This window comes from Pseudomonas sp. BS3782 TE3695 (assembly GCF_050435305.1).
Lineage (GTDB): Bacteria > Pseudomonadota > Gammaproteobacteria > Pseudomonadales > Pseudomonadaceae > Aquipseudomonas.
Genome location: NZ_JBNDKB010000001.1, coordinates 3,791,201 through 3,811,143, shown reverse-complemented (window position 1 = coordinate 3,811,143; position 19,943 = coordinate 3,791,201). Strand labels below are relative to the sequence as shown.

14 protein-coding genes are annotated in these 19,943 nt (G+C 58.6%); 2 read left to right on the top strand and 12 right to left on the bottom strand.

Features of this window, described 5'->3' with window-relative positions; all coding sequences use genetic code 11:
* Positions 1-296: 296 nt before the first annotated feature.
* The 6 genes from ABH909_RS17195 to ABH909_RS17170 all read right to left on the bottom strand — a co-directional run bounded on the left by ABH909_RS17195 (position 297) and on the right by ABH909_RS17170 (position 7,636).
* Positions 297-1,670, bottom strand: a complete 1,374-nt coding sequence (locus tag ABH909_RS17195; RefSeq protein ID WP_429435323.1) for a TolC family outer membrane protein — start codon at positions 1,668-1,670, stop codon at positions 297-299.
* Positions 1,671-1,672: 2 nt separating this feature from the next.
* On the bottom strand, positions 1,673-3,022 hold the full coding sequence (locus tag ABH909_RS17190; protein WP_429435321.1) for an HlyD family type I secretion periplasmic adaptor subunit: 1,350 nt from the start codon (positions 3,020-3,022) through the stop codon (positions 1,673-1,675).
* Positions 3,019-4,806: a type I secretion system permease/ATPase gene (locus ABH909_RS17185; protein WP_429435318.1), complete on the bottom strand. Its 1,788-nt coding sequence runs from the start codon at positions 4,804-4,806 to the stop codon at positions 3,019-3,021. The genes ABH909_RS17190 and ABH909_RS17185 overlap by 4 nt, the downstream gene beginning before the upstream one ends.
* 200 nt (positions 4,807-5,006) lie before the next feature.
* A complete protein-coding gene (locus ABH909_RS17180; RefSeq protein ID WP_429435315.1) occupies positions 5,007-5,429 on the bottom strand; it encodes an AprI/Inh family metalloprotease inhibitor in 423 nt (140 codons plus the stop codon).
* Between the two features lie 97 nt (positions 5,430-5,526).
* Positions 5,527-6,984 (bottom strand): serralysin family metalloprotease, encoded by a 1,458-nt coding sequence (locus ABH909_RS17175; RefSeq protein ID WP_429435313.1) that lies wholly within the window; start codon positions 6,982-6,984, stop codon positions 5,527-5,529.
* A gap of 400 nt (positions 6,985-7,384) precedes the next feature.
* The gene (locus ABH909_RS17170) at positions 7,385-7,636 is read right to left on the bottom strand and encodes a hypothetical protein (protein ID WP_429435310.1); all 252 of its coding nucleotides are present in this window, start codon (positions 7,634-7,636) and stop codon (positions 7,385-7,387) included.
* A 508-nt stretch (positions 7,637-8,144) separates the two neighbouring features.
* On the opposite strand from ABH909_RS17170, the gene ABH909_RS17165 reads away from it, so the two are divergent.
* Positions 8,145-8,420 carry a DUF1652 domain-containing protein gene (locus ABH909_RS17165; RefSeq protein WP_095631396.1) on the top strand — a complete coding sequence of 92 codons (276 nt, stop codon included), beginning with the start codon at positions 8,145-8,147 and terminating at the stop codon, positions 8,418-8,420.
* Between the two features lie 108 nt (positions 8,421-8,528).
* On the opposite strand, the gene ABH909_RS17160 is transcribed toward ABH909_RS17165, so the two are convergent.
* The 3 genes from ABH909_RS17160 to ABH909_RS17150 all read right to left on the bottom strand — a co-directional run bounded on the left by ABH909_RS17160 (position 8,529) and on the right by ABH909_RS17150 (position 13,861).
* Positions 8,529-9,710 (bottom strand): cystathionine gamma-synthase, encoded by a 1,182-nt coding sequence (locus ABH909_RS17160; protein ID WP_429435307.1) that lies wholly within the window; start codon positions 9,708-9,710, stop codon positions 8,529-8,531.
* The gene (locus ABH909_RS17155; protein ID WP_429435305.1) at positions 9,707-11,083 is read right to left on the bottom strand and encodes a pyridoxal-phosphate dependent enzyme; all 1,377 of its coding nucleotides are present in this window, start codon (positions 11,081-11,083) and stop codon (positions 9,707-9,709) included. Before ABH909_RS17155 ends, ABH909_RS17160 begins: the two co-directional genes overlap by 4 nt.
* Positions 11,084-11,386: 303 nt before the next feature.
* On the bottom strand, positions 11,387-13,861 hold the full coding sequence (locus ABH909_RS17150) for a UvrD-helicase domain-containing protein (RefSeq protein WP_429435302.1): 2,475 nt from the start codon (positions 13,859-13,861) through the stop codon (positions 11,387-11,389).
* Positions 13,862-14,140: 279 nt separating this feature from the next.
* Here ABH909_RS17150 and ABH909_RS17145 point away from each other — a divergent pair, with 279 nt between their 5' ends.
* Positions 14,141-14,836 (top strand): pirin family protein, encoded by a 696-nt coding sequence (locus ABH909_RS17145; protein WP_429435299.1) that lies wholly within the window; start codon positions 14,141-14,143, stop codon positions 14,834-14,836.
* Positions 14,837-15,041: 205 nt separating this feature from the next.
* Here ABH909_RS17145 and pgm read toward each other — a convergent pair whose 3' ends face one another.
* The 3 genes from pgm to ABH909_RS17130 all read right to left on the bottom strand — a co-directional run bounded on the left by pgm (position 15,042) and on the right by ABH909_RS17130 (position 19,758).
* Complete coding sequence (pgm, locus tag ABH909_RS17140) at positions 15,042-16,688, bottom strand: phosphoglucomutase (alpha-D-glucose-1,6-bisphosphate-dependent) (protein ID WP_429435296.1); 1,647 nt, start codon at positions 16,686-16,688, stop codon at positions 15,042-15,044.
* A gap of 111 nt (positions 16,689-16,799) precedes the next feature.
* On the bottom strand, positions 16,800-18,200 hold the full coding sequence (locus ABH909_RS17135) for a PLP-dependent aminotransferase family protein (RefSeq protein ID WP_429435293.1): 1,401 nt from the start codon (positions 18,198-18,200) through the stop codon (positions 16,800-16,802).
* 67 nt (positions 18,201-18,267) lie between these two features.
* On the bottom strand, positions 18,268-19,758 hold the full coding sequence (locus tag ABH909_RS17130; RefSeq protein ID WP_429435290.1) for a hypothetical protein: 1,491 nt from the start codon (positions 19,756-19,758) through the stop codon (positions 18,268-18,270).
* Positions 19,759-19,943 lie beyond the last annotated feature (185 nt).

Here is a 19,943-nt window from a genome sequence, read left to right as displayed (position 1 = left end):
GACGCCGGAAAATCAAAAGATCGCAGCCTTCGGCAGCTCCTACGGGGATGTGCGGTGTTCCTTGATGACATCTCGCTTTCTTGTTTTTGTAGGAGCTGCCGCAGGCTGCGATCTTTTGGCGTCAGCAAAGACGCCGGAAAATCAAAAGATCGCAGCCTTCGGCAGCTCCTACGGGATGTGCGGTGTTCCTTGATGACATCTCGCTTTCTTGTTTTTGTAGGAGCTGCCGCAGGCTGCGATCTTTTGGCGTCAGCAAAGACGCCGGAAAATCAAAAGATCGCAGCCTTCGGCAGCTCCTACGGGGATGTGCGATTTTCCATGTTCGGGCCTTGGCCGAAGGCCTCATCCACCTTGGCCAGGTCCTGCTCGCTCAAGGTGCCGGCGTAGTAGTGCAATTTGGTCCAGGCCATCAAATAGTCGTAGCGCGCCTGGGCCAGATCCCGGCGGGTGGTGAATAGTTGTTGTTCGGCATTCAGCGCATCGAGGTTGACCCGTTCCCCGCCCAAAATGCTCTGTTTGGTCGAGACCACCAGCGCTTCCGCCGACACCAATGCCTTCTGATAAGCCCGCAATTTATTGACCCCCGACAGGCAGGCGCTGAACTGGCGGCGCAACTGGATCAAGGTTTCCCGGGTCTTGCCGTCCAGCTCGTACTCGGCCTGTTCCATGGTGCGGCTGGCCTGCCGGGTCGAGGCCGAGACCCCGCCACCGGCATACAGCGGCACGTTGACTTCGATGCCGATGGTGTTGGTGTCATAACGCTGGTTATAGGTGTTGCCGCTTTCCGATTCGTTCTGGCGCACGGAGGCGTAGGCGCTGACTGTTGGCAGGTGGCCGGCGCGGTTGCGCTCCACTTCGTAGCGCGCCACTTCCACTGCCTGACGCTGGGAGGCCAGGTTCGGGTTGTTGGCCACTGCCATCTCGTGCCAGGTATCGTAATTGGCCGGTTGCAGGGTGAAGGTCTGGAAGTTCTGATCCAGTGGCGTCAGGTCGGCAATGTCGATAGCCGGCACGCCAATCAGCGCGCCCAGCTCACGCAGGGCTGCATCTTGTTCATCGTGCGCCTCGATTTCCTCGGCGGTCGCCAGTTCATAACGTGACTCGGCTTCGAGGATGTCGGTGCGCGTGCCTTCGCCTTGACGGAACATTTGCTCGTTCTGCTGAAACTGCTGCTCGAAGGCTTTTTTCTTGGCCCGTGCGATATCAATCTGGTCCTGAGCGAACAGCGCCTTGGTGTAATTCTCCAGCACGCGAACCAGCAGCTCCTGGCTCTTGCCACGAAAGTTTTCGTCAGCGAACAGCGATTGCGCCACGCCTTTGCGGTACGCCGCATACGCCTCGTAATCGAGCAGCGGCTGTTGCAGGGTCAGGGTCGAGCCGTAGCTGCTGTAGTTGCGGTCATCACTTTGGCGGTTTCCGCGATCGTTGAGGTAAGTGACCTTGGAGTCATTACGCCCCTTGTTGTAGTTGTAACCAAGCCTGGGCAGCAGCCCGGCGCGGCCGATGGCGCGGTTTTCAAGGCCCGCGTCACGCTCCTTGATGGCACCGAGAAACACCGGATCATTGCGTAACGCTTGCTCATAAATGTCGAACGGCCCCATGGCCATCGCGCTGTCGCACGTCAGCAATGCCAGGGTCGCTGCGAAAAACTTATTCATACAGCCGAACATCCTTATTCCTCGGTCAACGCGGAGCCTGCCCGGTCGAGCAGCGGTTTGAACAAATAGTTGAGGAGTGAACGTTCACCGGTACGCACGAACATTTCCGCCGGCATGCCAGGCTTGATCACCAGGCCGTTGAGTTGTTCCATGGCCTGGTCACTGACGCTGCTGCGCAGCACGTAGTACGGCACGCCGGTTTTCTCATCAACCATCTGGTCGGCGGAGATCAGGCTGACTTCGCCGGGGACTCGCGGGGTACGGCTCTGGTTGAACGCGGTGAACAGAATGTCCACCGGCAAGTGCGTGCCGACTTTGTCGATCAGGTTGATCGGCAGGTGCCCCTCCACTTCCAGGCGGGTGCCTTGCGGGACGATCTCCAGCAGCGTGTCGCCCTGACGCACCACCGCGCCTTCGGTGTGAACCCCAAGGTTGACGGCGATCCCGTCGGCGGTGGCGATGATTTCGCTGTGTTGCAGGTCGAAGCCGGCGGAAGTCAATTGCTCTTCCAGGGTCACGCTTTTGAGTTGCGCCTCGGCCAGTTGGCTACGGACTTCCTTCTGGTATTCCTCGCTGTGCTGTTGCAGTTTCAGGCGGGATTCCAGGATGCCCTGCTCCACACGGCCGCTTTCGCCGGTGTTTTCGGCTAGCTGTTGCTGCACTTGTGACAACTGACGCTGGTAATCCATCAAGCGGTTGCGCGGGATGTAGCCGTTGTCCGCCAAGGGCTGAAGATTGCTCAGCTGTTGTTGCAGGGAACTGGCCTGGGCCGTCAGGTCGGTGCGCGCGCGGCGCATGCCGGCCAGTTGCGCGCTGGCGCCTTCGATGTTCGCGCGCAGGGCCGCTTGTTCACGGGAAAACGCTTCGCGACGGCTGCTGAATAATTGCCGTTGGCCTTCAAGCACCAGGGCCAGGCGCGGGTCAGGATCGTTGCTCAGTTCGGCGGGAAAATTCACCTGCTTGAGGTTGTCCCGTTCGCTCTGCCAGCGCGCCAGGCTGGCCCATGCCATGCGGTATTGCGCTTGCAGCGATTGCACGTCGGCCGCGACCTGGGTCTGGTCGAGGCGGAACAGCGGCTGGCCTTGCTTCACCACTTGGCCTTCGCGCACCAGAATCTGGCTGATCACACCGCTGCTCATCGATTGCACAGCTTTGCGCTTGCCCGAGACCACCACGGTCCCCTGCACCGGAATGCCTTGATCGAGCGGCGCGAGACTCGCCCACGTGAAGAAACTGCCGGCACCGACAATCGCCAGAATCCAGCCCATGCGGGCGAAGAAACGCGCGTCGCGCTCAGGGCGTTCGGCGATGTAGTCGTGTTCCATCGTCGCTTCGCTGTCGTCGTTCATGCGTGTGCTACTCATACACCCGAATTCCTTGTCGTGGGCTGATACTGCCGGCTCATGCTGAGCCCGCCCGGTGCCTGCGCAGGTTTTTCACGTTGCTGTTCCTGGGCGCCTGACGGGTTACCGGCAAGCGCCTTGAGCACCTCCTGGCTTGGGCCGAAGGCCTGCAAGCGACCTTCGTTGAGCACCAGCAATTTGTCGGCCTGGGCCAGGGCCGAAGAACGATGGGTCACCAGAATCACGCTGGTGCCCTGGGCTTTCATTTGCGCGATAGCGCCGGCCAGTGCCGCTTCGCCGACGGTGTCGAGGTTGGAGTTCGGTTCATCCAGCACCACCAGGCTCGGGTGGCCATACAGCGCACGAGCCAGGGCCACACGTTGTTTCTGGCCGCCGGACAAACCGCTGCCATCCTCGCCCAGCACGGTGTCGTAGCCCTGCGGCATGCGCAGAATCAATTCATGAACGCCGGCCTGTTGCGCGGCTTCGACGACTTTTTGCGGATCCGCCTCACGGAATCGAGCGATGTTTTCGGCGATGCTGCCGCTGAACAATTCGATGTCCTGGGGCAGATAACCGATGTAGGGGCCCAGGTCGTCGCGGTTCCAGCGATGAATGTCCGCGCCATCCAGGCGCACCGTGCCGCCGAGCGTCGGCCAGACGCCGACCAGCACCCGGGCCAGGGTCGATTTACCCGAGCCGGAAGCCCCGAGCACGCCCAGCACTTCCCCGGCGCCCAGGTTGAAATTGACCATGTGCAAGGTCGCGGCCCGTTGCCCGGGCGGGCCGGCGCTGACTTGTTCGAAGGTGATCTGGCCTTTCGGCGCCGGCAGCGCCATGGCCTCGTCGGTCGGCGGGTAGGCTTGCAGCAAGGCGTCGAGACGGCGGTAAGCGAGTTTGGCGCCGCTCCACTGTTTCCACACGGCGATCAACTGATCGATGGGGCTCAGTACCCGGCCCATCAAGATGGAACCTGCGATCATCATCCCGGCGGTCATGTCACCCTGGATCACCAGCAACGCGCCCAACCCCAGCACCAGGGATTGCAGGCACAGGCGCAGGGTTTTGCTCAAGGAACTGATGACCGCGCCGGTATCGCTGGCCTGATTCTGCAAGCCGAGAAAACGCGAATGCACTTCAAACCAGCGCTTGCGCAAGACACCGAGCATGCCCATGGCTTGAATGGTCTCGGCGTTATGCAGGTGACTGGTGGCCAGTTGGCTGGACTTCTGGGAGAACCCCGCGGCTTCGCCCAAGGGCTTTTTGGTCATCGCCTCGTTGAGGCAGGCCAGCCCGATCAGCAGTACCGCGCCTGCGGTGGCCAATACGCCGAGCCAGACGTTGAACAGAAAGATCACAAACAGATAGACCGGAAACCACGGTGCGTCGAAGAAGGCAAACAGCGCCGGGCCGGTGACGAATTGGCGAATATGGGTCAGGTCGCCCAGGGATTGCCCCGCGTTGCCCTCGCCCTTGAACAGATTGCGCTCGAAAGCAGCTTGATATACCCGCAGGTTGAAGCGGCGCTCCAGTTGGCTGCCGATACGGATGACAATGAAGCTGCGCACGATTTCCAGCAAACCGATGAAAGCGAAGAACCCGACCACCATCAACGACAACATCGCCAGGGTGGTTTCGTTTTGCGAAGACAGTACTCGGTCATAGACCTGCAGCATATAAATTGACGGGACCAACATCAGCACATTAATCAGTGCGGTAAAACACCCGACGCTGATCAGGATGCTTTTATAGTCGCCCAGTGCCTTGAACAACGGTGCGGTGGCCGGGCTCTTCGCCATCTTCATTGGTTTTTCCTGAGGTATTAATCCTCGCCTTACTTGGCGAGGTTGCGATTAACTGTTCGCACATGGGTCGAGACATTCTTTTGCCGGTGATCGCTTTGCACATCAATAACAACCCTTTGAGTTCTTCAAAGAGTTTCGGCTATTGATTGGCTGCTTATAACGGCAATAACTATTTTTATATCCAGCCAGGCACTCTTTACTTAATGCGCAGTGCGCTCGAGCGTAATGATCAGACCTGACTTCAAGGTGCTTTTATAAAGCCCCTCACGCAGTCGGCTGAAAAACACAATTCTTGAGCCTTCTCTACCGGTCACGGCAATGCCATCCGGTTCCGGGAACCAGCCAATCGCCGAATCGTTCAGCCAGGCACCGAGGCACTCGGCACCCTCACCCAGGGTCTGGTTCAATTTGAACTCGATCGAGCAAACATTCGACGGTTTGTCTTGTAGCGCCTGGGACTCGGGCGAGTCTTGCGCGGTGTTCAAGGTGGCCTGCCATTTCCCGGCGAGTTCCGACGGGTCGGCTAATTTAAGACTGCGTGCCATGGCTACCTCTCCAAGAAACATCATCAGCGTCGCCAACAGCCACGCGGTTGTTTTGCAAGTAAAAGCGTTCTGGATCATAGGGCGTTTTACTCATGGTTGTAGCCTTACTCATAACACTTGCCGTTCAAAGGACAGAGAGCGGCGCCTCAAGCGCCGCCCTCCTTTTTGCCTTGAATCAGGCCACGATGTCCGAGAACGCCGCCTGGCCAACGGTGCTGACCAGGAAATCAGCCACGCCGTGCCCGGAGAAGTCCACCGACAACAGGCTGTTACCGCCCGAAGTGGTCAACACTGCATCGCCTGCCGCACCGGTGAACGAGTTGACGAAGTGCAGGCCCGCGCCGTTGGTGATGCCGGTCAGATCGATTTTGTCCAGGCCACTGACAAAATCGAGGATCTGGTCGACCGCACCTGGTTTGGAGTCGCTGCTGGCCGCGAACACAAAGGTGTCCGAACCCGAACCGCCCCACAGTTTGTCCGAACCACCCGCGCCGAAGAGGATGTCGTTGCCGGCACCGCCCTTCAGTTCGTTGGCCACGCTGTTGCCGATCAGCAGGTCGCTACCCGAACCGCCCATCGCGTTCTCGACGGTGACGCCCTTGGCAATGGACACGTTGCCCACCATGCCGCCAACGTCGGAGAACGAGGCTTCATTGAGGTTGATCTTCTGGTTTTGGGTAAAACCGGAGAAATCCAGGGTGTCCTTGCCGCCCGCATCCCAGACCGAGAACACGACTTTGTCCGACGACGAAGACGCGCTCAGGAAGTCGCGACCGGCGTTGGAGTTGAAGCCGTAGGTGGTATCACCGGTACGGGTGGTGGTGTTGGCACCGTAGAGTTTCTGGATGGCGGCAATATCGTCCATCAGCGGGCCGGACGCATAGGCTTCCACACCACTTTTGCTGAAGTTCTGGTCGGTATTGCTCTCGCTCCAGTAACTCATGACGCTGTAACCGCGGGTGTCCTCGCCGTAGGTCGCGTCGTTGTAGGTCGGCGCGCCTTCACCGGCGTTGTAGTCGCCAGGGTGAGCCAGGCCCAGAGAGTGACCGATTTCATGGGTCAAGGTCTGACGGCCGTAGTTGTTCAGGTCCGGTGTCTTGTTGACGTTATAGCCACTTCCCGTCAGATACCACGAAGTACCGTCATAACCCGCACCAGTGCCAGGCAGGTAGGCGAATGCTGCGGCGCCATCCTGACCACTACTGTAGTTACCGAAGGTCATGTGACCGTCGCCGCCAAAAGACTTTTCGGTAAAGGTGACATTGGCCACGTCGGCCCAGGATTGCATGGCAAGCACGGCCTGGGCTTTCTGTTGCGCGCTGAACTGACTGAACCCGCTGATGCCGTGCTTGTTCATGGTGCTCGACGAAGCCGAGGTCAGGAACGTGTAGGTGAGTTCGATTTTGCCGCTGCCGTCCTTGTCCTGGTAGGCCGCGCCGTCACGCAGCAGCTGGGTAGCGGCCTCGTCGACGGAGAAGGAGGGTTTGCCATTGACCGTGAGATTGCCACCCCGATCATACTGATGGCTGAAACTATCGATCTGGTTGTAGGCGGAACTGGGGGCGCCCAGCGCTTGCAATGGCGCAAAGCCCTGTTCGGCAAGATCAATAGCGTTGGCTTTTACTTTCGACATAAACACACTTCCTTGTTTAGCAATGGAACAGTTTTTGTCCGATACGACAATCTCTGGCGAGATCGTCCTATCACTCGCCCAATGAAGGCGTATAAAAACTGACACAATTCGAAATGAAACGTCTACATTTTTTTTGACGTCAAATTGAGTTGTTCAGGCGAACTCCAGCAAACAGTGCGCACGATGCAGAAATAGAGTTTTTAGTTGAAGGTCTTAATTGGATTGTCCGACAATCTGATATTTAAATATTAAATATTGGTGAGTTATTTTTAGTCGACTGCGTCTCAGTTTTCAGAGGATTTAGTGCAAGTACTGGTACATTGCCATCAACCAGATTAAACGTTCAGTTAGTCGTGATAGTTGTGACGAGAAAACCTTCTTTCCCGCCACAGGGTCCCCGCTAGGCTTCCAATCCAGAGAAGATTGTCTCGTTAGGATCCAGCACTGCCAACTTTTGGCAGGCATCGTTGAAGGCACCCAATATCCCGATGTCTTCGGGAGTTGCCTTGCTGTCAAGCGCTCGACGTAAAGCAAGAAATACATTCAATCGTCCTAAAGCGATGCCATCGGATGAGGTGCCTTTATCAATGATTCTCCCAGCAGCGATATTGATTTGTTCTTCGACGAAATTTCTGAAATCTGACTTTTTCATTGCGGCTCTCCTTCACAGACGTCATGTCTGCGTGCGTCAGACTACAAAGCAAATCGCGAGTTTTCTACTGTCAGAACTAACAGGTATGGATGAGTGTATGAAGCGCGCTCCGAAATGAACTCGACGTACTCGGGATGGCTTTAACGCCCCGTCCGAATCTTGTTCCACGCCAGCGTTAGTACCCGGTCTACATTCAACGGCATGGCTCGCTACGCAAACAATTTCCCCAGCATTTCCGGGCTCGTCGTTCTTGATAGCCGGCCTTCCATGAACCCCGCGACGCGACTGGCCAGTTTGCGTCGCCACGGCGCGGTGTCCTGTCGCCAAAAAGGGGGATCCCGTGATCTGCATCAAAAAAAATGAACCAATCGCTAAACGGACTGAAAAAATCCACATGATTTTCACATCTGGATGCTACTTTTAAAGACAGTCAACGGTTGAACCACTGAAGGTTCTTCCCTCCTAACATGAGCTAAAGGAAGCGCTCGATGAATAAGGTGGGCAACACATGAATAAAGGGTCTTTCAGCAAAGTCACTTTTCCAAATGCCTGCCAGCTGATGCGCTGGCATTTTCATCCCATGGGTTTCGAAGCGACCATGGATGCGCCGGGCAGCATGGTTGCCCGTCTGTTCGACCGCGCCAGTGGTGAAACCATGATCGCCATTGCCGGCATTCCTTGCGCAACGGTCATGAATGCGGCGGATGTAGAACGAATTATCGAAGCGGTTGAAGATGAGCTGGAAACCTTCATTCCGCCGCAGGCCCTCAGGAGTTATGCCTGATGGTCGGCACCCGACAAAAAGCCCGCTCATGGAATTAGCGGGCTTTTTGTAGCAGCTGCCGAGCAGCGCGAGGCAGCTGCTACAAAGTCTGCCTCGCGGCTTAAACGTTTAACCAATCCTCATCAACGCCTGAGCCAGATCGCCACGCAGGTCTTCGACATCCTCAACTCCCACTGACAAACGCACCAGCGCATCGCCGATGCCGAGTTGTGCCCGGGTTTCGACGGGGATGCTGGCATGGGTCATGATCGCCGGGTGCTCGATCAGGCTTTCCACCCCGCCCAGGCTCTCGGCCAGGGCGAAGATCCGCACACTCTCGAGGAAACGTTTGGCACCCGCCAGGTCGCAGTTCAGATCAAGGGAAATCATCCCGCCGAAACCACGCATCTGCCGCCGCGCCAATTCGTGCTGCGGGTGCGATGGCAGGCCTGGATAGTAAACGCGCGCCACCTGCGGCTGACGCTCCAGCCATTGCGCCAGCTCCAGCGCGTTGCTGCAGTGGCGTTCCATGCGCAGCGCCAGGGTCTTCACGCCGCGTAATGTGAGAAAAGCGTCGAACGGCCCTGCAATAGCCCCCACCGCGTTCTGCAGAAAACCCAGCCGCTCGGCCAGCTCTGCGTTTTGTCCGACTACCGCGATGCCACCGATCACGTCGGAGTGACCGTTCAGGTACTTGGTCGTCGAGTGCAGCACGATATCGAAACCCAGCTCCAACGGCCGCTGTATCCATGGGCTGGCGAAGGTATTGTCGGCCACACAGATGATGCCTCGCTGACGACAGACACGCGCGACGGCGGCGAGATCCGTGAGGCTCAGCAAAGGATTGCTCGGCGTCTCGACCCAGACCATCCGCGTGTCATCCTGCAGCGCCGCTTCGAAGGCCGCCAGATCGGTCAGATCGACAAAACTGAAACGATGCCCGGCACTGCGCCGGCGCACCTTGTCGAACAGCCGGAATGTGCCGCCGTACAGGTCATTGCCCGAGACAATGTGGGCGCCGACGTCGAGCAGTTCGAGCACGTTGGCAATCGCCGCCAGCCCGGAAGCGAAGGCGAAGGCCCGGGTACCGCCCTCGAGATCCGCCACGCAACGCTCCAGCGCAAAGCGCGTCGGGTTGTGCGAACGCCCGTAGTCGAAGCCCTTATGCACACCGGGGCTCTGTTGCAGATAGGTGGAGTTGGCGTAAATCGGCGGCATCAGCGCCCCGGTTGAAGGGTCCGGCGTCTGTCCGGCATGGATCACACGGGTGGCGAAGGCACGTGGTTTGGCGGTTTCATCGTGCTGACTCATGCGAGGGATCTCCGCAAGTGATTGAGCATGTCGACCCGAGTAATCAGCCCGTGGAAGCCCGAAGTGTCGGCGATGATCGCCACCAACCCACGATCGAGCACCGCCTCCAGCTCAGCAAGACTGGCGCCGGGAGGCAGGGTTTCGAGCTTGTCCGTCATGGCGCTGGTCACGGTCATGCGAAAGTGCGTAGCGTCTTCGTGCACGCCAAACAGAATGTCGGACTCATCGATCACGCCGACCAGCCGCTGCCCGTCCACCAGCACCGGCAGTTGCGACACATCCGCCAGGCGCATGCGCTGGAACGCGGTGAGCAAGGTGTCGTCCGGCCCCACGCTGACCACCCGGCCATCCTCGAAACGCCGCGCGATCAAGTCTCGCAAATCACCGTAACGCTTGCGCGCCAGCAGCCCCTGATCGTTCATCCACTGGTCGTTATAGACCTTCGACAGGTAACGGGTGCCGGTGTCGCAGACGAAACTGACCACCCGCTTCGGCTCGGTTTGTTCGCGGCAGTAACGCAGCGCCGCCGCCAGTAACGTGCCGGTCGAAGAGCCGCCGAGAATGCCTTCGGCGCGCAGCAGTTGGCGGGCATGATCGAAGCTTTCCTCATCGCTGATCGAATAAGCCTTGCGCACGCTGGACAGGTCGGCAATCGACGGAATGAAGTCTTCGCCAATGCCCTCCACCGCCCAGGAACCGGGCGTACCCAGGGTGCCGCTGCGGCTGTATTCGGCCATCACCGAGCCGACCGGATCGGCCAGCACCATTTCCAGGTTCGGTTGTACGCGCTGAAAGAAACGGGTCAGCCCGGTCAACGTGCCGGCCGAACCGACGCCGACAACGATGGCATCCACATCATGCTGAGTCTGCGCCCAGATCTCCGGAGCGGTACTGCACTCATGGGCCAGCGGGTTGGCCGGGTTGTTGAATTGATCGGCGAAGAAGGCGTCGGGAATGTCCCGCGCCAACCGCGCAGCGACGTCCTGGTAATAATCGGGATGACCTTTGCCGACATCGGAACGCGTGATGTGCACCTCGGCGCCCATGGCCTTGAGGTGCAGAACCTTCTCGGTGGACATTTTGTCCGGCACCACCAACACCACCCGATAACCCTTGGCCCGGCCGACCAGGGCCAGGCCCAGACCGGTGTTGCCGGCGGTGGCCTCGACGATGGTGCCACCGGGTCTCAGGCGGCCATCGCGCTCGGCGGCGTCGATCATTGCCAGACCGATGCGATCCTTGATCGAGCCGCCGGGGTTCTGTGATTCGAGTTTGAGAAACAGCGTACAGGGGCCGGTATCGAAACGGCTGACACGCACCAGGGGCGTATTGCCGATCAATTCGAGCACGGCAGGACGGGAGTCGTTCGGCATGTTCGTCACCTCGCTGCATGTATCCGCATTGGAAGGACAGCGACCTGCGGCGAATCATTGCGCGCCAGTCGCAAGCAAAGCCTCGCCTTGGACCATAGGCCGGGATTGCGCCCCCCGCAACTTTTCGCAGCCAGTCGGTACCTCCTCAGCCATGCCTGCCTTTGTGGCGAGCGAGCTTGCTCGCGCTGGGTCGCGTAGCGGCCCCAAAAATTCGACAAGCGCCCATTTTTTTGTGAGTGCTATGCACTCAAGCGGGAGCAAGCTCCCTCGCCACAGGTTTCCTGCTCAAGACGCTCTTAAAAGTCAGGCTGGCACTTTTCCCTGGCGGTGATCAGCGAAAAACGCCTTGCCCTTGCCGATCCGGTCGGAAGCCTTGGGCATATTCGCAGCCGAGGTATCCTGGCCATCGACGTACCAGTAGCAATGGCTCACGGCCCGGGTGATGCCCACGTAGGCCAGTCGCAGAATCTCGTCTTTTTGTGCGCTGTCGTAAGGCTCGCTGTCGCCAGCCTTGCCGAGTCCGGCCATGCGATAGACCTGGTTCTTGTAGGGTGAACTGGTCAGGTGCTGGCAATCGCCCAGCAGAAATACCGCATCAGCCTGCAGGCCCTTGGCGCTGTGATAGGTCAGTTGTTTGAGCCGTCGAGCGTCGTAGGGCAAGCTCGAATCCACATTAACTACAGACCGAATATGCTCTTCAATCAATGACTTATCGCTGCTTTTTCGATAAAGCATCAAGATTGAATCACCCTTTCGGTAATGTTCGATGAGGCGCTGGGCCAAGCCCTGGTCATCCCGATCGAGCACATTCACCGGCAGCAATACCTTTGGTTCGCCGCTGGCCTTGGCCTTCTTGCCAGCGATCGCCGGCGCCGCACGGACAATATGCTCCGCGGCGTCGATGATGTGCTGATGGCTGCGGTAGTTGTCGCTGAGCATCACTTTGGTCGTGCTCGGCGACGGGAATTCCTTGTTGAATTCCATGAAGTAAGTCGGCGAGCTGCCGCGCCATCCATAAATGGACTGCCAGTCATCACCGACGCAAAGCAATGACGAACGCTGCGCGCCGCGCCCTACATGCATGGCCGGTCCGCGACTGCGAATCTCCACCAGGCTGGCGCGAATCCACGAAACGATCTGTGGTGATACGTCCTGAAACTCGTCAATCATCAAGTGTGACATGGGCCTGAGCAGCTCATCGCTCAGCAGTTTGAGGTTCTCCGGCGAATGCTCGCTGAACAAGGCAAACATCCGGTTGTAAGTCATCACCGGTGGCGATTGATCCAGCAGATGATCTTCCAGCGCTCGCCAGAACAGGCTCAACGCCTCGAAGAAAAACCGGTCAGGGTCATCCTTGGAGAAGCTCATCTGGCCCACGGCATTCGGCACATCCAGGCCGAGGTTTTCAATAAACCCGGCCGCTGCGACAAAACAGTCCAGCAACGGCGCGGAGCCGAGCTCGCCCTTGACCTTGTAATCGAAGCCCGGCCCGGCGCTGGCATCCCCGGCAAGGGATGCCAAAACACGTTTTGAAGACTCATAACTGTCTAGCCATATCAAAGGCTTACGACAGAAAGCTTGAAACAGGGTGCGCTTTACCGCCCATTCTGCACGCACTGAAAGTTTGGCATTTGGACGGCTGACCTGTGGATTTTCCCGGGGATCGAAACCCAGCACCACCCAGGCGTCCAGCGTCGGAATGTAGCCGTGGCAATGAAAGGTCGAACCGTTGATATCGAAGATCTGACGCTTCGGTTCGATGCCTTTTATCGGCCAGGCGCCGGCGCGAAACCACAAGTCCTCGATGGTGTCGCAGAGTTCTTCATCACGCTTGGCGGCGAGTTCAGTCACCGCCATGCGTTTCTGCACGTCCGGGTGATCACGCTCCAGTTCCTTGAGCTGCAAGGCGTGACGCGACAACGGCTTTATCAACTCGCGAAAACGCTCATCGCGGGTGTACAGGCTGTGATAGCAGGCATTGAGTTGCTGGCGCTGGGCGTCGTTGATGCGCAGATCGAAGGGGTTGCTGTCGACCTCCTCATCGCCGCCTTGTATGCGCTGACTGAGGTTTTCGAACGCTTGCAGCCGCTCGAAACCCGGCAGGCTGCGGACCATCGGCAGGATGCGTGAATGGAACGTGCGCACCAGATCGCGCGCTTCTTTAAGGCTGATTCCCCGGCCCCAGACTGCAAACAGCTCGATCAGCTTGTTGATGAAGTCCTTGCGCGATTCGCGGGTGAAGGTCACCACAGTCATCGAGCTCAGCTCAAACCCCAGGTAATGACTGAGCAGTAGAATTCGCAGCACCAGGGTAGTCGATTTGCCCGCACCTGCCCCCGCGATCACCGAGGTCGAGGGTGTATCGCTGAAAATCATCTTCCACTGGGCAGCGCTCGGCTGGGCATGCGCGGGCAACAGCCGCGCCACGTCGGCCTTCATGCGCTTCTTCAGCTCTGCACTCAATGGCAGGCGCCAATCATCGAACAGATTGTCATCGATGTTGGGCGGTCGATGCTCGGTCGAGCGTGAGTCGCGAATCAACAGAACCTGTCGACCTTCTTCCAGCCCCTCGAGTTTGCCTTCCTTATAGCCATACTCCACCCCGGCGCTGTGGCCGCTGCGAAAACCGTCGGCTTGCCCGTGCAGCCAGGACGCGCGGTGTTGCGCACGCAGGCGGGTAAGGCCGTGGCCAAAGAACCGGGCGGCCAGGCGCTTGAACAAAGGCATCTCGGCCAAGGGGCGAAGTTCGGGAGGAAGATCGGGGGTGTGTTGCGGCACGCGGTCGGACTCCAGGGTGTGAGGCTGTTGAGGGCTATGGTGTCTGCATTTGCCGTTGAGTTCTAGTGAAATGCTTATAGGTCATTGGCTTATGCGATGAAGTGAAGGTTCACTGAGAGTGTTTCGAGGTTATTTAATATCAGCTAATTAGATTGTATTGAGGCATTTTTTACGCTTTTTATCGATGAATGACTGATGGATCATGCTCGCCATCAACCACCGGTTCTCGTCTGTGGCTCAGGCATTCCGCCCCATGACGAACCTTTTCAGGAGACGATCATGCTTGAACTCAGACCCTTCAATTCGCTGGGTGGCGCACACCATGGCTGGTTGGATGCCCATCACCATTTTTCGTTCGCCGAGTACTACGACCCCAAACGCATGAACTGGGGCAACCTGCGGGTGTGGAACGACGATGTGATTGCTCCCGGAACGGGGTTCCCGCAACACCCACACCGGGACATGGAAATCATCACCTATGTTCGTGAAGGCGCGATTACTCACCAGGACAACCTCGGCAACAAGGGCCGCACCGAAGCAGGTGATGTACAAGTCATGAGCGCCGGAACAGGGATCGCCCACAGCGAATACAACCTGGAAGCGACCGAAACCCGGATCTTTCAGATCTGGATCATACCCAACGAAGCCGGTTCGCCACCGTCATGGGGTGCCAAGCCATTTCCCAAAGGCGGGCGCGAAGGTTTTATAACCCTGGCCAGCGGCAAGACCGGTGACGATCAAAGCCTGCACATTCGCGCCGATGCGCGTCTGGTAGCGGCGAACCTGAAGGCTGGTGAATCCGCGGAATATCATCTGGACAGCGGCCGTCGTGCCTATCTGGTTCCAGCCACTGGGGTCATTGACGTCAACGGCTTACGTGCACAAGCTCGAGACGGTGTCGCGATTGCCGAGGAGCAGGTGTTGCGCGTGACCGCGATTGAGGACAGTGAGATTGTGTTGGTGGATGAGGCTTGATGGGGTAAATGTGGGAACAAAAAAGGGGCAACCGTTGATGGTTGCCCCTTTTTTCATTTTCATTTGTGGCGAGGGAGCTTGCTCCCGCCCGGCTGCGAAGCAGTCGTAATCCAACCGGCGAGGTGTACCTGTTACACCTCGCCAACCGATTTGGGGCCGCTTCGCGCCCCAGCGGGAGCAAGCTCCCTCGCCACAGGGCCCTCAATCACTTCGCAGAGATCGCGCCATCCACGAGTGTCTGAGCTTCTGCCACCAACTGCTTGAGGTGATCGTCACTGACAAAGCTTTCCGCATAGATCTTGTAGATGTCTTCAGTACCCGACGGACGCGCCGCGAACCAACCATTCTCGGTCATGACTTTCAGACCGCCAATGGCCTGATCGTTGCCCGGTGCATGGCTGAGGATGCTCTGGATCGCTTCGCCCGCCAGTTGAGTCGAGGTGACCTGGTCTGGCGACAATTTGCTCAGCAACGCTTTCTGCTCAGGGTTGGCCTTGGCATCGACCCGTACCGAGAACGGTTCGCCCAGTTCATCCGTCAAGGCGCGATAGGCCTGACTTGGGTCACGCCCGGTGCGGGCAGTCATTTCAGCCGCCAGCAGCGCCGGAATCAAGCCATCCTTGTCGGTGCACCAGACACTCCCGTCCTTGCGCAGGAACGATGCGCCGGCACTTTCTTCGCCGCCAAAACCGAGGGAGCCGTCGAACAGGCCGTCGGCAAACCATTTGAAGCCGACCGGCACTTCATACAGGCGACGGCCCAGACGCTTGGCAACGCGATCGATCAAGCCACTGCTGACCACGGTTTTGCCCACGGCCGCATCGGCGCGCCACAGCGGGCGGTTCTGGAACAGGTAATCGATCGACACTGCAAGGTAGTTGTTGGGTGCCAGCAAACCACCGGACGGGGTCACGATGCCATGGCGGTCATGGTCCGGGTCACAGGCAAAGGCTACGTCGAAACGCTCTTTCAGACCGATCAAACCTTGCATGGCGTGGCTGGATGATGGGTCCATACGAATCTGCCCGTCCCAATCGACGGTCATGAACCGGAATGTTGCGTCCACCTGTTTATTCACCACCTCCAGGTCCAGGCGATAGTGCTCGGCAATCGCCGACCAGTAGCGCACCCCTGCTCCGCCCAGCGGATCGACACCCAGACGCAGCTTCGCCTCGCGGATGGCGTCGAAGTCGATCACGTTGATCAGGTCAGCGACATAGGTGTTGAGGTAATCGTGACGATGGGTGGTGCTGGCCTTCAGGGCTTGCTCATAGCTGATGCGTTTAACGCCGGCGAGTTTGGCCGCCAGCAGCTCGTTGGCCTTGGCTTCGATCCACTTGGTAATGTGGGTATCGGCCGGGCCGCCGTTGGTAGGGTTGTACTTGTAGCCACCGCTTTGAGGCGGATTGTGAGACGGGGTGATGACGATGCCGTCCGCCAGGCCCGAGGTGCGCCCGCGGTTGTAGCAAAGAATCGCGTGGGAAATGGCCGGCGTCGGCGTGTACTCGTCGCCTTCGGCGATCATCATCGTCACGCCGTTTGCCGCCAGGACTTCCAGGGCGCTGGCACCGGCCGGTGTGGACAGCGCGTGGGTGTCGATGCCGACGAACAATGGACCGTCGATGCCCTGGGCTTCGCGGTACAGGCAGATCGCCTGGCTGATGGCCAGAACGTGCCATTCGTTGAAACTCAGATCGAACGAGCTACCTCGGTGTCCGGACGTGCCAAAGGCGACGCGCTGGCTAGAGATGGCTGCATCGGGCTGGCCGGTGTAATAGGCCGTTACCAGTCGCGGGATGTCGACCAACAGTTCTGCCGGTGCCGGTTTGCCCGCAAAAGGACTGAGTGTCATGCAAAACCTCTGAGAAAGAGTGGTTCGGGGATAGAGCGCAGTTTACTGACAGTTTGCTCCGGGCGCGATGTTATCGATTGTCAGGTTCCGAGGACGAATCTGCATCTCGGTTCAGTCGATCGATTCGAGGCGCAAGGCATCCGCCAACAGCCCCAATGCATCGGCGAGGTCGTGGTGACCACCGAAGGTGTGACTCAGGCGCAAGTGCTGCCCGTGCAGGCCTTGCAAACTGAACAGCTCCCCCGGTGCAATCACCACATGCTGCTTGAGCAAACGCTCGAACACGCGACGCACATCAACCTGGCGCGACGAACGAACCCAAATCGTCGCCCCGCCCCGGGGCTCAACGAAGTGCAACGCATCGGGCAGACGCTCTTCCAGCAATCGAGTCATCTGCACCATGCGTTCCTTGAGCAGCCGACGCAACACCTGCAGGTGTTGATCAATGCGTCCGTTGCTGTACAGCCGCGCAATGGCTTTCTGACGAATCAGCGACAAGCGGAAAGCGCGCAGCAGAAAGTGCCGTTGCAGTTCGGCACGCAGCTGTCGCGACAGCAAATAGCCGAAGGGTGCTTCCGAGCCGATGATTTTCTCGAATGTGGAGAACACGATCAGCCGATCCGGGTCCAGCAGATCACGAAACCGCAAGCCGCTCGGCTCGAATTCGAGCTCTCCGTAACAATCGTTTTCCAACACCCAACTGCCGTGTCGCTCCAGCAACTGCGCGGTGATTCGCCTGTTGCAGTCAGGCGCCACACTGCCCCGGGGCATATTCAGCCTCGATGAAAGCAACACCATTCGCACCTGTTCAGTCTCGAGCAGCTTCTTCAATTGCTCAGGATCCAGGCCGCCATGGGCTTGCAGGGGCAGCTCGACCACCTGCACGTCCGCGGCTTGAAACAGGCGCAGAATGGCCCAGTCGCACGGTGATTCGACCACCACCACAGCATCCTTGAGGCCAAGGACGGCGATCAATATTTCCAGTACACCACGCAGATCGGCGCCGATATAGACGTCATCGGCGTGCCAGCAACGGGTCGGTGAAGTGGTGTAGCGTGCTGCCAGGGTTGTGCGCAGCTCCAGCTCGCCGCAGGGTTGCGAAGACGGTTGCGGCTGGCGCGGATACTGGCGCAGCAGTTCTCTTTCCAGTAGCAGCAACGGACTATCCAGAGGTTGTAATAACGCCGGTTCATCGGCGCTCAGCACCAGCATGCCGGGACGCCTGGCGTTGACATAAACCGTTTCAAGCAGGTCCTTGCCGCTACCGGCTATGCCGATCGAGGACACAGGGAGTGCGTAGTAGCCTGATTTGGCCACCGAATAGACGCGCCCTTCCTTTTCCAACAACGAATACGCGTACTGAATGGTCGAGATCGACACATTCAGACGGTGCGCCAACTGCCGCAATGAAGGCAGGCGCACTTGCACGTCACTGCCCGGCTCATTGATCAGGTTAGTCAGGTAACGGTACACCGCCTGGTACGCAAAATCGGTATCTTGTGGCCCTCTCATGGGTTACGGCCGAACAGACTACGAACGTCGTGACACATCCTTGTCGGATCCGTCGAACCAGGCACTTTCACCGGCACGTCGACCATTCGCCAGCCACAGTTGTTTCACTACCAGGCTCCACGAATTCAGCTTGCCCATCCTCCTCGGCGCTTCCCATGCCCAGCGCCCCGACCTCATTTCGAACCACCGGCCCCATGCGATAAAGCGTACCGATCAGACTCACGGGCAACCCGCTGACATCGACCATCCATTGCAATACCTGCTCGGGTGCCGGACCGCCCTGCATCGCCCGGTGCAAGTCCGGCAACGCGACGAGCATGCCGGGATGGCACTGACGGAGAAAATGCTCAAGCACCGCACCGTTATCGACAAACGGGGCAAACAGTAGACACACCAGTTGAGCCTCGCTCAAACCGAGGCTCTTTTGTGCTTCAGCCGCCGCCAATGCACGCTGGTCGGTCTTCGTCATCGGGTTGGCGAAGGTCTCCACGGCCTGTTCGCAAAAGCGCTCTGGAACGTGTTTGCGACGCATCATCACCAGCGCCCGCTGGAGGTACTCGTCAATGCCTTCCTCGTAGCGGCGACCCTGCACAAAGCACGCTTGCAAGCCACGAAGATGCGCGGATATCGACAAGCTGACGTAGTCGTTATCACTGAGCTGAGCCGATAACTCGTCAGGTTGAAACCCAAGGAAATCGGTGAGCAGTGGCCAGCGCTCTTCCAGGTTACGGACCAGCATGTCGTGAATATCGATGAAGGTCGTGCGGCGACACGCTTCAAAATGTTCGGCGGGACGCCAAGCCGCTTGGGCAAACTCAGGATAAAACTCGCGGTAGCAATCGCAGCCCAACTCATCGAGTCGCGTGAACAGGCATTCGTAGCCCGTTTCGTGACGGTCCGGCGCCTTGAGCCCGGCCTTGGCCGCCGCGCGATTCAACCCCTCGAGAAACTGCTTCTGCCGACGGGGTGTATCGCTACTGATCAATGCATCGACACCTTGGTTCCAGCGGGCGATTTGTCCGTAGAACTCGCCGGTCGCCAGGTATCCGTCATCCCACAGATCAAGTGGCCCGTCCCAGGCACGGCGGTGCCCGACCATCAGCAGATTGAGCCGATTCGACTCGCGACCGGCTTCGGAGATCGGCGCCAGATGATTGAACGGCAGGACTTCGCGATTATCGACCATCAACACTTCGACCCGGGGATCGTCGTAGAGAAACAATGCGCAGCAGCTGCGATGGATATTTTCCAAGGCCGCCGAGGCCGTGCCGTTCAAGCGCAAGGTCGCCACTCGCAGCTGAAACGTCGCCGGTGCCCGCCCGGCAATACTCAGCTGCGCGGCACGCAGCAGCGCCAGCGTGTAGCAGCTGTCACGGGAGCCGGACTGGATCGATAGCACCTTGTATTCGCCGATGCGCTCCAGACCTCCGGCGGACATCACCAGGCGCTGAATCAGCAATTGCAATGCCGTGCGCTCGGCGCGAGAGAAAAACCCCAGCAAGCGCTGCAGCATTTGCTGATAAACATAGTTCATTGCCTGATCATGGGTAGAGGTCATCATTATTTACCTGTGACTCATAAGTTCGATGCCACGCCAATAACGAGGTGTATTGCGCAACAGGTTGTTTGTCATGAATGGAGTGTCAGTGCGGTTATTCAAATGCTAGCACTTAAGCATTGTGTAATTATTTGAAATGATTGAGCGCTACGGGTAACCCAAGGAGACCATTGGCGGTGCGATGC

Bases quoted from the DNA above. Each gene is read 5' to 3' on its own strand.
- ABH909_RS17185 (WP_429435318.1), bottom strand. From the start codon at position 4,806: ATGAAGATGGCGAAGAGCCCGGCCACCGCACCGTTGTTCAAGGCACTG.
- ABH909_RS17155 (WP_429435305.1), bottom strand. From the start codon at position 11,083: ATGCCGAACGACTCCCGTCCTGCCGTGCTCGAATTGATCGGCAATACG.
- pgm (WP_429435296.1), bottom strand. From the start codon at position 16,688: ATGACACTCAGTCCTTTTGCGGGCAAACCGGCACCGGCAGAACTGTTG.
- ABH909_RS17165 (WP_095631396.1), top strand. From the start codon at position 8,145: ATGAATAAAGGGTCTTTCAGCAAAGTCACTTTTCCAAATGCCTGCCAG.
- ABH909_RS17180 (WP_429435315.1), bottom strand. From the start codon at position 5,429: ATGATCCAGAACGCTTTTACTTGCAAAACAACCGCGTGGCTGTTGGCG.
- ABH909_RS17190 (WP_429435321.1), bottom strand. From the start codon at position 3,022: ATGAGTAGCACACGCATGAACGACGACAGCGAAGCGACGATGGAACAC.
- ABH909_RS17175 (WP_429435313.1), bottom strand. From the start codon at position 6,984: ATGTCGAAAGTAAAAGCCAACGCTATTGATCTTGCCGAACAGGGCTTT.
- ABH909_RS17195 (WP_429435323.1), bottom strand. From the start codon at position 1,670: ATGTTCGGCTGTATGAATAAGTTTTTCGCAGCGACCCTGGCATTGCTG.
- ABH909_RS17160 (WP_429435307.1), bottom strand. From the start codon at position 9,710: ATGAGTCAGCACGATGAAACCGCCAAACCACGTGCCTTCGCCACCCGT.
- ABH909_RS17135 (WP_429435293.1), bottom strand. From the start codon at position 18,200: ATGAGAGGGCCACAAGATACCGATTTTGCGTACCAGGCGGTGTACCGT.
- ABH909_RS17145 (WP_429435299.1), top strand. From the start codon at position 14,141: ATGCTTGAACTCAGACCCTTCAATTCGCTGGGTGGCGCACACCATGGC.
- ABH909_RS17170 (WP_429435310.1), bottom strand. From the start codon at position 7,636: ATGAAAAAGTCAGATTTCAGAAATTTCGTCGAAGAACAAATCAATATC.
- ABH909_RS17130 (WP_429435290.1), bottom strand. From the start codon at position 19,758: ATGACCTCTACCCATGATCAGGCAATGAACTATGTTTATCAGCAAATG.